Source organism: Mesorhizobium robiniae, from assembly GCF_040545535.1.
GTDB lineage: Bacteria > Pseudomonadota > Alphaproteobacteria > Rhizobiales > Rhizobiaceae > Mesorhizobium > Mesorhizobium robiniae.
Genome location: NZ_JBEPMC010000013.1, coordinates 191,737 through 205,076 on the forward strand (window position 1 = coordinate 191,737; position 13,340 = coordinate 205,076).

Sequence of the window (13,340 nt, forward strand, 5' to 3'; positions counted from 1 at the left end):
GCGGCATCCACGGCGGAAGGGAAGTTCGCTGGTTCTGCCGCCGTGGGCATGGGAGCAGGAGAAGGGTTACTTCCCGCCGACTGGTAGGCTCGTGTGGCCTCTGAGCAATACAATATCGAGCAGATGCAATGGAGCGATGGCTCCCTGCACTTGAGTAGCAGAAGCCCCGAGGAATCCATGTCGCTTTGGCGATCATCCCCGATGAATGGGCACATGTGGCGGAAAACGCCAACCGTGGATGCCGATCACTCAGGATGACGCAGTGGCTTTATTGTCTTGCGAGGCATCGGCCTTCACTCAGGAAGGCTGTCTAGCAGGCTGTTGAAAAAGGCACTCGCCACCGGACCGCAGCGGTGATTCACTGGCTTCGAAGGGATTCGGAGGTGACGAGTGCGCGGCGGCGACGATCGAACTGCCGAACTGTTCAGCTACGTGGACCTTGAGGCCCGGGTTCGGCGCAATCATCCATTGCGGGCGATCCGGACCATCGTGACTGAAGCCCTGTCGACGTTAGAGCGTGAGTTCGCGGCGCTGTATTCGCCGATCGGACGGCCATCGATCCCACCGGAGAAGCTGCTGCGGGCGATGCTTTTGCAGGCGTTCTATTCGATCCGCTCGGAGCGGCTTCTGATGGAGCGGCTGGAATACGACCTCCTGTTCCGCTGGTTCGTTGGCCTCGGCGTCGACAACGCAGCCTGGGACCATTCAGTGTTCTCCAAAAACCGAGCCCGGTTGCTGGAAGGCGATATCGCGGCAAAGTTCCTGGCGGCCGTGCTGGCGCAGCCCAAAGTCACGAAGCTCCTGTCCACAGATCACTTCTCGGTCGACGGCACGCTGATCGAGGCCTGGGCTTCGATGAAGAGCGTCAAGCCGAAGGGCGGCCCAAGCGGCGGTCACGGCGAACCGCCGGCTGACGGCGGCGGACGCAATGCGGATGCGGACTTCCACGGCGAGAGGCGATCGAACGAGACGCACGCCTCGACCACCGACCCCGACGCTAGGCTCTACCGCAAAGGGCGGGGCAAGGAGGCCAGGTTGTGCTTTATGGGACATGGGCTAATGGAGAACCGCCACGGCCTGCTGGTCGAAGCCTGTCTGACACTGGCCGACGGACATGCCGAGCGGGTGGCGGCCCTGCACATGATCGAACCTCGCGCCGACCGGTCGCGCGCGATCACTCTCGGCGCCGACAAGGCCTATGACGCAGAGGACTTCGTCAACGAGTTGCGCTCGATGAAGGTAACACCACACGTAGCGCAGAACACGAACGGCCGTTGTTCGGCGATCGATGGGCGCACGACGAGGCATAGCGGCTATGCTGTCAGCCAGCGTATCCGCAAGCGCATCGAGGAGGCGTTCGGATGGATCAAGACCGTCGCCGGGCAGGAGAAGACCAAATTGCGCGGCCGCGATCGCGTCGGGTGGGCCTTCACCTTCGCGGCCGCCGCCTACAATCTGGTGCGGCTGCCCAAACTCATGGCGGAGTCGAGATGACGGTCAAACAAGACAAGCAATGGCGGATCGACAACGCCAACCACCTCAAAGGGCTTCGATTGCAACGTCGCCGCTACGCCCGCTGGAGCGAAACGTGGGATCACGACCACTGCGCCGCTTGCTGGGCTAAATTCGCTGAATTCGAAGGTCCGGACATCGAGCACGAAGGCTACGCAACCGGCGACGACTACCCGAAGGGTGCCTGCTATGAATGGGTCTGCATGACATGCTTCGATGATTTGAAAAATGACATGGAGTGGTCAGCCGACAGCAAGTGATCGCTTGCAGTCCGGCCACTTCTTCAACACCCTGCTAGGGACTTCTTTTAGATCAGCGGACAACCGGCTCGCCATGGAATCGTCGGCGCGAGGGTGGCGAAACGCCGAAGCCAACTTCCATCATCAGCCGCGGCGTGCGTAAAGGCACGGTGCCCATATGGAAGCCGAACGGATCCTCAACAAAGCCGAGGCCGGCCTCGCCGGTCAGCGTGACCGGGCTGTCGCCGCCGTAGAACTTGAGGACTTCCTCGGCCGAATGGCCGACAAGCAAGGTCAACTGATGCTTGAGGCTGCGGCGCTTGTGGCTGCCGCGCACATAGACATGCGGGCCAGTGCCTTCGTCGACCGGCATCAGGTAAAAGAAGAACTTGAGCATCCGCCAATCGTCGAGGTCGAAGTGGTATTTGTCGAGGGAGGCAAGGTTCTTCTCCGCGTCGGAGGCTTGGCCGGTCGGAAAGCTCCACCAGACACGGGTGGTGATCAGTTTCGCCTGAGCGCCGAGATAGTGGGCTGCAATGTCGAGTAGCAGCGGGTCGTTCTGGATGGCGACCGCTGCCGTGCAGCCGAGGATGCGTTCGAAATAGTGCCCGCTGAGTAACGGACGGCTGAACTGGGCCTCAGCCTTCGCATGTTCCGTCGGCATGAATTCTAGACGACGATCGAAGTTGCCGAAGCAAGGTGTGCACCGCGCGAAGGCTGCGATCTCCTCATGGACAAATGTCGGCAAAACGAGTCCGGAAAAAAGCCCATCCGACCGCAGCGCGTCAACGACGTCCCGGCGATTGACGCCGACAAACATTGTGTCCTGGGCTTTCTGCGACGCTCGAACAGGCTTTGCACCACGCCAGTGCATTTTCCTTGCCGGCATCGTGCGGGCGAGCATGAACATCGGCAGCCACGCTGGGTTTTCACGAAGATCCGACAGATAGGTCGGAATGCGTATGGCGATGCGACGCAGCATGCTGCCGTTCCGCGCGATCGCCTCCAGACTTGTGGCGCCGGCTTTGTCGGGGTTCTTCACGGTGATCAGGATCCTTAGGTATGAATGCACTATCAACGAAGCACCGGTTCTCAGTGCTTCGTCCCGTATTACCCAAACCCGATTCCCGCTATGGAAGAAGGCTAACCGCGCATCAGGTTTTGTGCAATGCACAATAACCTCGCTGGCAATTGCATTGTCGACCAGTCAGTTACGAAGCTGTGACCAATTACGCCAGGAACTGTCTATAGCCGCCGCCCCTCAGGTGGCAGCTACGTTGGATCGCGCACGCACCTGATCGCGAACGGGTGAGCCCGATCTTCTTCAACAGGCCGCGCCCGAACAGGGAACTGGCGATCCCAGGTCGCGACCACCAAGCGTGCCGGTCGGTCAAGAATTGTCGTCGGTCGCAAATCTGCCTCGTCGCGAAGTTCGAGGTATTCGTCCTCGCGATAGCCTGCAGCCAGAATTGCTTCGCGCGCTTCGGCAAGCGTTGGCAGGACAGGCGAGCCGCGCGCAAGCCCCTCAGCCGTCTCGAGCAAGACCGTTGGTAATTTGGGCACAACAGCACGCTCCACTGGCGACAGCCGGACATAGTGCGATGATAGTGCAAGACCGTCGGCTTCGCGGACTGTCGGACAGGGAACAATCGTGATAGGAATTCCCAGGTCACGGACCATGCGCCTGACCAGGCTGAAGCTGTTGAAAGTCCTTCTCGCCAAAGAAGCCGAAGTCAGCGCCGGTCTGCAGGCAGAGCTTGGCGACGACGGTCGCCACGCCATCGAAATGGCCCCGCCGGAAGGTGCCGCACAGGCCGTCGCCGACACCGGACACCGAAACGTGGCGAAGGCTTCCGGGTACATCGCCCCAGCATCCGGCACATAGAGTAAATGCGCACTCTGCGGCACGAGCTTTGCGGCATCTTCGTCTTCTGTCCGGGGATAGGTCGCAATGTCGGCGGCATTGTTGAACTGTTTCGGGTTGACGAACAGCGTCACGATTACCCGATCGGCCTTCTCAAGCGCTGCACGCACGAGGCTCAGATGTCCTTCATGCAATGCCCCCATGGTCGGCACCATCGCGACACTTGCGCCCGGGCGGCCCCATCCCGCCACATAGCGTGAAGCTCGGTAACAGTTCGAGCGATTGCCACGCTCACGCGACCTCTCCAGCCTTCGAGGCGGTGGCGTAAACATGTTCGGCGGAAGGAAAGCGCCGTTCCCTCACGTCGGCGGCGTAGGCGGCAATCGCCGCCTCGGCCCCAGCGCCTAGTTCGGCATAGCGCTTGACGAATTTCGGTCGAAAGTCGGTGAACATGCCCAGAAGGTCGTCGACCACCAGAATCTGGCCATCACACGCTGGCGAGGCGCCGATGCCGATTGTGGGGATGGCGATCTCTGCGGTGATCCGCCGTGCAAGCGGCTCGGGCACTTTCTCCAGGACCACCGAAAAAGCGCCGGCATCCGTGACCGAAGCGGCGTCACGCCTGATCCGGTCCGCATCGTCTCCCCGTCCCTGCAAGCGATAGCCGCCCAATGTGTTCACCGCCTGCGGAGTCAGCCCGATATGGGCCATCACCGGGACGCCGCGAGCCGTCAGGAAGCGGATGGTTGCTGCCATGTTCTCGCCGCCCTCGATCTTGACTGCCGCACAACCGGCCTCTCCCATCAGGCGGGCAGCGTTACGGAACGCCTGCTCCGGCCCCTCTTCGTAGGAGCCGAACGGCAGGTCGACGACCAAGAGCGCGCGCTTGAGCCCGCGCCGCACGGCCTGGCCGTGCATGATCATCATGTCGAGGGTGACGCCCAGGGTCGACGACAGGCCGTGCAGCACCATGCCTACGCTGTCGCCGACGAGAACGATGTCGCAGTGTCGATCAACCAGCTTCGCGATCGGCGCGGTATATGCCGTCAGGCAGACGAGCGGCGCCTGGCCTTTCCGGAAGCGAATATCTGGCGGTGTAATCGCCTTTGTATCACCAACTGCGCTCAACCCGCGCCTCCTTCCCTAACGTTACCAACCGTGGGTGTCGCGTTTGGCACATTTGTGTGCAGGTGCGAAGAGCTAAAATCACGCACGGGCACGATGTTGACGCGCCGACATTATCGTGGAAAACCAATCTAAATCGGTTCAGCTGCTTCCGTAAGCGTAACTCAGCCCAGCCGGATCAGGGATCATGGACCATCAGGGAAAGCCGACCAGGCAACTCAAATCTGGAGGGAAGAGGGGCAACAACGTCAATGCGGACCTGATCGCCGTCGTCGTCGCCATGAACAACAGTGTTCCCTGCGTTCTCACCATCCCGCAGGCAAACGCCCTGCCATCAGGTCCGTTCGAACTTGCTCACCGCTCACTGCAGTCCGGCCTCAGGGGATGGGTCGAACAACAGACCGGCCACCCGCTCGGCTATATCGAACAACTCTACACTTTCGCCGATCGCGACAGGATCGGCGCTGAGGAGCGCGTCATCTCGATCAGCTATCTCGCGCTCACACAGGCCGAAGACCTGGGCGCCGCAGCCAAGCGCTGCTGGGCAAGCTGGTACGACTATTTTCCATGGGAGGATCATCGCTCCGGCGCGCCGACGGCGGTGTTGGAAGATCTGCGGCCACGTCTGAGGGAGTGGGCGGGCAGCGCTGACGACACAGCCGTACGGCTTGACCGCCAGCGGCGCGCTGCTGTCGCCTTCGGCTTCGACGACCGGTCATGGAACGAAGAGTTCGCGCTGCAGCGTTATGAGCTTCTCTATGAGGCAGCGCTTGTGGAGGAAGCGGTGCGTGTCGGACCTTCAGCCGCGCCCACCGCGGTTCCAAGTAAATCCATGATCGCCGATCATCGCCGTATCCTAGCAACGGCTATTGCGCGGCTGCGCTCCAAAATCAAATACCGACCCGTCGTGTTCGAACTGATGCCGCCGCTTTTTACGCTCTTGCAGTTGCAGCAAACCGTTGAAGCGCTCTCCGGCAGGCTCATCAACAAACCAAATTTTCGCCGGCTCATCGAACAGCAGGAGCTGGTCGAAAAGACCGGGGAGACGACCACCGAAACCGGAGGCCGGCCGGCGCAGCTCTACCGCTTCCGCCACGACATTCTCGACGAGAGGCCGGTGGCCGGGACAAAATTGCCGCTTATGCGGGCTTGACATCCCTTATAGTCATAAAGGATATATACCTTATATTCTTGTAGACTATAATCGGAGGCTCGATGAGCGCCATCCTGCCTTCGAGCGCGGCTTTGTATGACCGCGTTCGGCGCGTTATCCCCCCGATTGAATGGCCGGTATTCGCCGATGATATCGATGCCATTCTTGATCTGAAGCGGCAGCGAAACGCCGTCATCCTGGCGCACAACTATCAGACACCGGAAATCTTCCATTGCGTAGCCGACATCGTCGGCGACAGCCTGGCGCTCGCCCGCAAGGCAATGACGGTTGAAGCGGATGTCATTGTGCTGGCCGGCGTTCATTTCATGGCCGAGACGGCAAAGCTGCTCAATCCGCAAAAGATGGTGCTGATCCCCGACCTCAGGGCAGGCTGTTCGCTGGCGGATTCGATCACTGCCGCGGACATCCGGCTGCTGAGGCAACGCTATCCGAGCGTGCCTGTTGTCACCTACGTCAACACATCGGCCGAAGTGAAATCCGAGTCCGATATCTGCTGCACCTCCGGCAATGCGAAGGCCGTGGTGGAGTCCCTTGGCGTTCCGCGTGTCATCATGCTGCCGGACGAATATCTGGCCCAGAACATCGCCGCCCAGACCGAGGTCGAGATCATCGCCTGGAAAGGCCACTGCGAGGTGCATGAGCGCTTCACACCGGCCGACATCCGAGAGTTGCGCGAAAGCCATCCCGGTGTGATCGTGCTCGCGCATCCCGAATGCCCGCCCGACGTGGTCGCAGAGGCCGATTTTTCCGGTTCAACTGCTGCCATGTCCGACTATGTCGAAAGGCAAAAGCCGCCACGCGTCGTGCTGATGACGGAATGTTCGATGAGCGACAATGTCGCGCTCCAGCATCCCGAGATCGAATTCATCCGCCCCTGCAATTTGTGTCCACACATGAAGCGGATCACGCTCACCAACATCCGCGTGGCTCTCGAGCAAAATCGGCATGTTGTGAGCATCGATCCTGAGATCGCCAGCCGGGCGCGGCTGGCTGTCGAGCGGATGCTGGCCGTATGAACGCGGACGTCCGTAGCTTTTTTGGCAGACCCATCATCATCGGCGGCGGCATCGCCGGGCTGATGACTGCGCTTTATATGGCGCCTGAGCCGGTGCTTCTTCTGTCGAGGACGCCACTCGGAACGGACACGTCCAGCATGCGGGCACAGGGCGGCCTGGCTGCCAGCCTCGCCGATGACGACAATCCGGCACTGCACCTGGCCGATACACTCGCCGCTGGCGATGGGCTGTGCGACGCGGAAATGGCAAGCCGAATCCTGCACGCGGCGCCCGGCGCGATCGAAACGCTGGAGGGTTTTGGGGTCCGTTTCGACTACACGCCGGAAAGGTCATTGCGCCTTGGACTGGAGGCTGCGCACTGCCGACGGCGCATCGTTCATGCCGGTGGCGACGGCACGGGACGCGAAGTCATGCGTGCCTTGGTCGCGGCTGTGCGTTCCGCCCCGTCGATCGTGGTCGTCGAAGGTGTGGAAGCGCGTCGGCTGGCGGTCAAGCAGAATGCGGTCCGGGGTGTCTGGGCAAGCTGTTCGATGGGTTCGGTATTCTTCGGCTCGCGACGGGTGGTCCTCGCAACAGGCGGGATTGGCGGCCTGTTTATCGACACCACCAATCCCTTGGGCAGTTGCGGACCAGGCCTGGCACTTGCAGCGCGCGCAGGTGCTGTCCTTGCCGATCTGGAATTCATCCAGTTCCACCCGACCGCGCTCGACGGGCCGGGCCGCCCCATGCAGCTCATCAGCGAAGCGGTTCGCGGCGAAGGCGCGATCATCGTCGATGAAGCCGGCCAGCGCTTCCTCGAAGGCTTACAAGGTGCGGAGCTCGCGCCGCGTGACGTGGTGGCGCGAGCGATCTGGCAACATCTCTCGAAAGGCCACCGCGCCTTTCTCGATGCGCGAGGGAAGCCCGGCACGACCTTCGCGCGGCAGTTTCCAACGATCGCAGCAGCCTGCCGCGTAGTCGGCATCGACCCGGCACATGACCTCATTCCTATCCGCCCCGCACAGCACTACCACATGGGTGGCGTCGCCGTGGATGGCGCCGGTCGCACCTCTGTTTCAGGACTTTGGGCCTGCGGCGAGGTAGCCTCCACCGGATTGCATGGCGCGAACAGGCTCGCTAGCAACTCCCTGACCGAGGCCATCGTGTGCGCGCGCTGGGTCGCGGAAAGCGTCGCCGGTACGCCTGCGCGCCGGACAAAGCCTGTCTTTGCACGCGATTACCCATCGCCCGACCCCATACCCGTGCGCCCTCTCCTCTCGAGCGCACTCGGCATCGTCCGGAATGGTGAATGTTTGAAAGCAACAGCGCGTGCTTTGTTGCCGCTCGCCGAGGCCAACGACGCGGCATCGGATTCCGCGTCTGTCGGGCTGATGATGACGATCGCCGCCTTGTCGCGCGAGGAAAGCCGTGGCGCCCACTACCGCGCCGACTTTCCGCATCGTGAAGCCGTTGCCAGACGTTTCGAACTTACTCTCGCCGATGCCCTGGCGGCAGCGCGGGAACTCGCACACGTCCCGAGCCTCGAGGGGGCCAGGTTATGAAGCTCGCACCACTTCCCACGGTCATGTTGGAGCCGCTTGTCCGGGCGGCTCTTCTCGAAGACCTTGGCAGAGCCGGTGACGTGACCACGGACGCCGTCGTCCCGAAAGAACACCAGGCGAGGACCGTGCTGGCGGCGCGCCAGTCGGGCGTTGTGGCCGGTCTCGATCTGGCGATGCTTGCTTTCCGGCTGATCGATCCTGACGTCGAAATCTCCGTGGAGCGGGCAGACGGCAGCAATGTCGTGGATGGCGAGATCATTGCAACAGTGATTGGCCCGGCCCGGGCCATTCTCACGGCCGAACGCACGGCACTCAATTTTCTGTGCCATCTGAGCGGCATCGCCACGGCAACGGCATCGATCGTGGCCGCGGTTCGCGGACATGGTGCGAAGATCGTCTGCACCCGCAAGACGACGCCCGGTTTGCGGGCAGTCGAAAAGTACGCCGTGCGCGCAGGAGGTGGCGCCAATCACCGCTTTGGCCTCGACGACGCCATCCTGATCAAGGACAACCACATTGCCATCGCCGGCGGAATTCGCACCGCGCTCGAGCGGGCACGAAACAGCGCCGGCCATCTCGTCAAGATCGAAGTCGAGGTCGATACCCTGGCCCAGTTGGAGGAGGTCCTTGGTTTCGCTCCCGATGCAGTCCTTCTCGATAACATGTCCCTCGACGATCTGCGTCGCGCCGTCGCAATCGTCGGCGGTCGGGCGATCACGGAGGCTTCAGGCACGATCACGTCCGATACGGCGCCAGCGATTGCCGCGACCGGCGTTGATCTGATTTCCATCGGTCGACTGACCCACAGCGCGCCGATCCTGGATATCGGCCTCGACTATCGGAGCTCATGATCGCGCGGCGAACGGACGGGAGCGGTCGATGACCTCCCTCTTCGTCAATCAGAAAGTGAAGACCCCGAAAAAGCCAGAACCGGAGAAACCGCATGGACCTGCACGCAACGAGTCCTACGACGACGATACAGCAAGCCGATGACGATGGGACGTGGACGTCGGAGAAAGCTCGGGCACTTCACGATGCGCCTTTCAACAATCTCCTCTTCCTGGCGCAAACGATCCATCGCCAGAATTTCGATCCCAACAAGGTCCAGCTCAGCCGGCTTCTCAGCATCAAGACCGGCGGATGCCCGGAGGATTGCGGCTATTGCAGCCAGTCGGCCCATCACGAGACCGGGCTGAAGGCTTCGAAGCTGATGGAGGTCAAGCGCGTCATCGCCGAGGCGACCAAGGCGCGTGACGCCGGCGCCACCCGCTATTGCATGGGTGCCGCGTGGCGCAATCCCAAGGCGCGCGACATGGATGCGGTCGTAGCGATGGTCGAAGGCGTCAAGGCGCTCGGCATGGAAACCTGCATGACACTCGGCATGCTCGATCTCGAGCAGACCGCTCGCCTGAAACAGGCTGGTCTCGACTATTACAACCACAACATCGATACGTCGGAACGCTACTATAGCGAGATCATCAGCACGCGCAGCTTTGCTGACCGGCTCGAAACGCTCGAGCTTGTCCGCCAATCCGGCATCAAGGTCTGCTGCGGCGGCATTGTCGGCATGGGTGAAGAGCCGGTGGACCGGATCGACATGCTGGTGACGCTGGCCAATCTGCCGGAACATCCGCAAAGCGTTCCGATCAATATGCTTATCCCGATCGCCGGAACGCCGCTGGCTGAAGCCAAGCCCATCGAGCCGATCGAATTCGTGCGCGTGATCGCACTGGCGCGCATCATGATGCCGAAATCGCATGTGCGCCTTTCCGCCGGCCGCACCGCGATGACCGACGAAATGCAGGCGCTGTGCTTCTTTGCCGGCGCCAACTCGATCTTCGTCGGCGACACGCTGCTGACGGCGGACAATCCGGGCGAAGACAAGGATACTCTGCTGTTCTGCCGTCTCGGCATAGAGCCGATGGAACTCGAGGCGCAATGAACGGGGCACCGCTGGGCCGGCACGAGGCGACCTTGCAGGGGCTGGAGCGTAGGGACCGGCTGCGGACGCTTTCGCCGCGCGCCGGGCTTGACTTCTCGTCGAACGATTATCTCGGACTTGCCGCCTCCAGGAGACTTGGCGAGGCGGTTGCGGCGGCGATTGCGCGGGGCACGCCGGTTGGTGCCACCGGGTCGCGGCTGTTACGCGGCAACGCACCGGAGCATGAGGAACTGGAGGCGGACGCGGCGGCATTCTTCGGCGCCGAACGCGCGCTGTTCTTCGGCAGCGGCTACATAGCCAACTTCGCACTGCTGACCGCGCTGCCGCAAAAGGGCGACCTTTTGGTCCTCGACGAGCTTGCTCACGCCAGCATGCATGAGGGAGCGCAGGCCGGGCGCGCCCAGTTCGTGCTGGCCACGCACAACGACGTCAACGCTGTCGAGGATGCGATCACGCACTGGCGCGCCGGCGGAGCCCTGGGCCGTGTCTGGATCGCAGTCGAAAGCCTCTACAGCATGGATGGCGACCGCGCGCCTCTTGCGAGCCTCGTCGCGCTTGCCGATCGGCACGAGGCATTCATCGTCGTCGACGAAGCACACGCCACCGGCGTCTGGGGACCGGACGGTCGCGGGCTGGCCGCCGCATTCGAGGGCCGCGACAACATCGTCGCGCTTCACACATGCGGCAAGGCGATCGGCGCGTCGGGCGCGCTTGTCACCGCTCCACGAACGTTGTGCGACTACCTCGTCAACCGGTGCCGGCCATTCATCTACGCCACAGCGCCATCGCCGCTGATGGCAGTGGCAGTGCGCGAAGCACTCGCAATGCTCGTCGATGAGCCTTTGCGCCGTCTCCAGTTGCAGGAGCGCGTTGCCTTCGCCGGTCGCAAATTGGCGGAGCGCTGTGGCGTGAAGCCCAGCGGCTCCCAGATCCAGCCGGTTGTCATTGGCGACGTCAGGCGCACCATGGCGGTGGCGGCGGCACTACAGGCGCGCGGCTTCGACATACGCGGCATCCGCCCGCCGACGGTGCCGGAGGGCACGTCGCGTCTGCGCATTTCACTGACGCTCAACGTCGACGAATCCGATACCTCGGCCATGGTCGAAGTGCTCGCCGAGGGGTTGGGCTCGGCATGACCCTGCGCCTCGTCATCACCGGAACAGATACCGGAATTGGCAAGACGGTCTTCTCGGCTGGACTCGCCGGCCTGCTTGACGGCTTCTACTGGAAGCCGGTGCAATCGGGCCTTGACGGCGAAACCGACAGCGAGATTGTCGGGCGGCTTGCCGGCCTGCCCATGGGACGCGTGCTGCCGGAGGTCTACCGTTTGAGGAAGCCGCTCTCGCCGCATCGCTCGGCCGAGATCGACGGCGTCTCGATCGAGGCGGCGGACCTCTCGGTTCCCTGCGTGCCGGCGCCGCTCATCATCGAGGGTGCGGGCGGGCTGATGGTGCCGCTCAACCGCCGCACAAGCTTCATCGACATATTCGCACAGTGGCGACTGCCGGTCATTCTGTGCGCCCGCACCGCGCTCGGCACAATCAACCACACCCTGCTGTCGATCGAGGCCCTGCGGGCGCGCTCCATCCCGCTGGCCGGTATCGCCTTCATCGGCGATGAGATGGCCGACACGCAACAGACAATCGTGGAGTTCGGCGGCGTGCCGCAGCTCGGCAGGCTGCCGCACCTCGATCCGCTAACGGACAAGACGCTGAGAGACGCAATGATTGCGGGCTTCGGCTTCGCCTCGATTGCCGGAGGCGAATGATGTCGCAGTCTCGAGTCTGGCATCCGTTCACCCAGCACGCGCTAGAGCCGACGATCCCCGAAATCGTCATGACCGAAGGCGCCTATCTCCATAAGGCCGACGGCACGCGCATCCTGGACGCCATCTCCTCCTGGTGGGTCGTCACGCACGGCCACCGCCATCCGCGCATCATGAAGGCTATCGAGACAACCGCGTCGAGCCTCGATCAGATCATCTTCGCCGGCTTCACCCACGAGCCGGCCGAACGCCTGGCCAGGGCGCTTGTCGGCCTCGCGCCAGCCAGCCTTGACTGGGTGTTCTACTCCGACAGCGGCTCGACCTCCGTCGAGGTCGCGCTGAAGATGGCGCTCGGCTATTTCCGCAACATCGGCGCACCGCGCTCGCGCATCGTCGTCATGGAGCACAGCTATCATGGCGACACGATCGGCACGATGAGCGTCGGCGCCCGCGGTGTGTTCAACGCTGCCTACGAGCCGTTGCTGTTCGAGGTCGATACCATCCCCTTCCCGGCCGCCGGGCGAGAGCAGGAGACGCTGGATCGGTTCGAGGCCGTCAGCCGCGACCGGCACGCCGCCGCGCTGATCGTCGAGCCGCTGGTGCTCGGTGCGGGCGGCATGCTGATGTACCCGGCCTGGGTTCTGGCCGAACTGAAGAAGATTGCCGAAGCCTCCGGCACGCTGCTGATCGCCGACGAAGTGATGACCGGCTGGGGCCGCACTGGAACCATGTTCGCCTGCGATCAGGCCGCGATCTCTCCGGATATCCTGTGCACCTCGAAGGGCTTGACCGGCGGCGTGATCCCGCTAGCCGCCACGCTCGCCACCGATGCCATCTTCCAGGCCCATTATTCCGAAGACCGTAAGAAAACCTTCTTTCATTCGAGCTCATACACCGCCAATCCGATTGCCTGCGCGGCAGCGCTCGCCAATGTCGAGATCTGGCGCGACGAACCAGTGGCCGAGCGGATCGCGGCCTTGAGCGGGATGCAGGCCGCCGGGCTTCAGCGCTTTCGCGACAATGCCAACTTCACCGACAGTCGGGTGACCGGCACGATCGCGGCCCTCGATCTGCACGCCGGCTCAGCCGGCTATCTGGCCGAGATCGGGCCAAAACTGCGCGCTTTTTTCCTCGAGCGCGGACTGCTGGTGCGTCCGCTCGG

Annotated in this window: 13 protein-coding genes; 10 read left to right on the forward strand and 3 right to left on the reverse strand. The window is 62.7% G+C overall.

What is annotated here, in order from left to right; genetic code table 11:
* Positions 1-390 precede the first annotated feature (390 nt).
* Both ABID19_RS29120 and ABID19_RS29125 read left to right on the forward strand, forming a co-directional pair.
* A complete protein-coding gene (locus ABID19_RS29120) occupies positions 391-1,494 on the forward strand; it encodes an IS5 family transposase (protein ID WP_263807304.1) in 1,104 nt (367 codons plus the stop codon).
* Positions 1,491-1,772 carry a hypothetical protein gene (locus ABID19_RS29125; RefSeq protein ID WP_263807303.1) on the forward strand — a complete coding sequence of 94 codons (282 nt, stop codon included), beginning with the start codon at positions 1,491-1,493 and terminating at the stop codon, positions 1,770-1,772. Before ABID19_RS29120 ends, ABID19_RS29125 begins: the two co-directional genes overlap by 4 nt.
* Before the next feature lie 52 nt (positions 1,773-1,824).
* Here the strand turns inward: ABID19_RS29125 and ABID19_RS29130 are convergent, their stop codons facing one another.
* The 3 genes from ABID19_RS29130 to panB all read right to left on the reverse strand — a co-directional run bounded on the left by ABID19_RS29130 (position 1,825) and on the right by panB (position 4,743).
* Complete coding sequence (locus tag ABID19_RS29130; RefSeq protein ID WP_050900867.1) at positions 1,825-2,799, reverse strand: hypothetical protein; 975 nt, start codon at positions 2,797-2,799, stop codon at positions 1,825-1,827.
* A gap of 224 nt (positions 2,800-3,023) precedes the next feature.
* Positions 3,024-3,830: a pantoate--beta-alanine ligase gene (locus tag ABID19_RS29135; RefSeq protein ID WP_425277678.1), complete on the reverse strand. Its 807-nt coding sequence runs from the start codon at positions 3,828-3,830 to the stop codon at positions 3,024-3,026.
* A 76-nt stretch (positions 3,831-3,906) separates the two neighbouring features.
* Positions 3,907-4,743, reverse strand: a complete 837-nt coding sequence (panB, locus tag ABID19_RS29140; protein WP_006205540.1) for a 3-methyl-2-oxobutanoate hydroxymethyltransferase — start codon at positions 4,741-4,743, stop codon at positions 3,907-3,909.
* Between the two features lie 184 nt (positions 4,744-4,927).
* On the opposite strand from panB, the gene ABID19_RS29145 reads away from it, so the two are divergent.
* The 8 genes from ABID19_RS29145 to ABID19_RS29180 form a co-directional block, all read left to right on the forward strand.
* Positions 4,928-5,893, forward strand: a complete 966-nt coding sequence (locus ABID19_RS29145; protein WP_006205539.1) for an NUDIX hydrolase — start codon at positions 4,928-4,930, stop codon at positions 5,891-5,893.
* A gap of 62 nt (positions 5,894-5,955) precedes the next feature.
* Complete coding sequence (gene nadA, locus ABID19_RS29150) at positions 5,956-6,930, forward strand: quinolinate synthase NadA (RefSeq protein WP_263807253.1); 975 nt, start codon at positions 5,956-5,958, stop codon at positions 6,928-6,930.
* Complete coding sequence (locus ABID19_RS29155) at positions 6,927-8,471, forward strand: L-aspartate oxidase (RefSeq protein ID WP_263807252.1); 1,545 nt, start codon at positions 6,927-6,929, stop codon at positions 8,469-8,471. Before nadA ends, ABID19_RS29155 begins: the two co-directional genes overlap by 4 nt.
* Entirely contained in the window at positions 8,468-9,322 is an 855-nt protein-coding gene (gene nadC, locus ABID19_RS29160) for a carboxylating nicotinate-nucleotide diphosphorylase (RefSeq protein ID WP_263807251.1), read from the forward strand. The genes ABID19_RS29155 and nadC overlap by 4 nt, the downstream gene beginning before the upstream one ends.
* Before the next feature lie 92 nt (positions 9,323-9,414).
* A complete protein-coding gene (bioB, locus tag ABID19_RS29165; RefSeq protein ID WP_263807250.1) occupies positions 9,415-10,413 on the forward strand; it encodes a biotin synthase BioB in 999 nt (332 codons plus the stop codon).
* Positions 10,410-11,549: an 8-amino-7-oxononanoate synthase gene (locus tag ABID19_RS29170; protein WP_006205534.1), complete on the forward strand. Its 1,140-nt coding sequence runs from the start codon at positions 10,410-10,412 to the stop codon at positions 11,547-11,549. The genes bioB and ABID19_RS29170 overlap by 4 nt, the downstream gene beginning before the upstream one ends.
* A complete protein-coding gene (bioD, locus tag ABID19_RS29175; protein ID WP_006205533.1) occupies positions 11,546-12,181 on the forward strand; it encodes a dethiobiotin synthase in 636 nt (211 codons plus the stop codon). The genes ABID19_RS29170 and bioD overlap by 4 nt, the downstream gene beginning before the upstream one ends.
* Positions 12,181-13,340, forward strand: a 1,160-nt coding sequence (locus tag ABID19_RS29180; RefSeq protein ID WP_354494179.1) for an adenosylmethionine--8-amino-7-oxononanoate transaminase, incomplete at its 3' end; no start/stop codon positions are given. The genes bioD and ABID19_RS29180, both read left to right, overlap by 1 nt.

Coding starts and splice junctions, on each gene's coding strand:
- ABID19_RS29125 (WP_263807303.1), top strand. CDS start 1,491: ATGACGGTCAAACAAGACAAGCAATGGCGGATCGACAACGCCAACCAC.
- ABID19_RS29135 (WP_425277678.1), bottom strand. CDS start 3,830: ATGGTGCCGACCATGGGGGCATTGCATGAAGGACATCTGAGCCTCGTG.
- nadA (WP_263807253.1), top strand. CDS start 5,956: ATGAGCGCCATCCTGCCTTCGAGCGCGGCTTTGTATGACCGCGTTCGG.
- ABID19_RS29155 (WP_263807252.1), top strand. CDS start 6,927: ATGAACGCGGACGTCCGTAGCTTTTTTGGCAGACCCATCATCATCGGC.
- ABID19_RS29145 (WP_006205539.1), top strand. CDS start 4,928: ATGGACCATCAGGGAAAGCCGACCAGGCAACTCAAATCTGGAGGGAAG.
- bioB (WP_263807250.1), top strand. CDS start 9,415: ATGGACCTGCACGCAACGAGTCCTACGACGACGATACAGCAAGCCGAT.
- nadC (WP_263807251.1), top strand. CDS start 8,468: ATGAAGCTCGCACCACTTCCCACGGTCATGTTGGAGCCGCTTGTCCGG.
- ABID19_RS29170 (WP_006205534.1), top strand. CDS start 10,410: ATGAACGGGGCACCGCTGGGCCGGCACGAGGCGACCTTGCAGGGGCTG.
- bioD (WP_006205533.1), top strand. CDS start 11,546: ATGACCCTGCGCCTCGTCATCACCGGAACAGATACCGGAATTGGCAAG.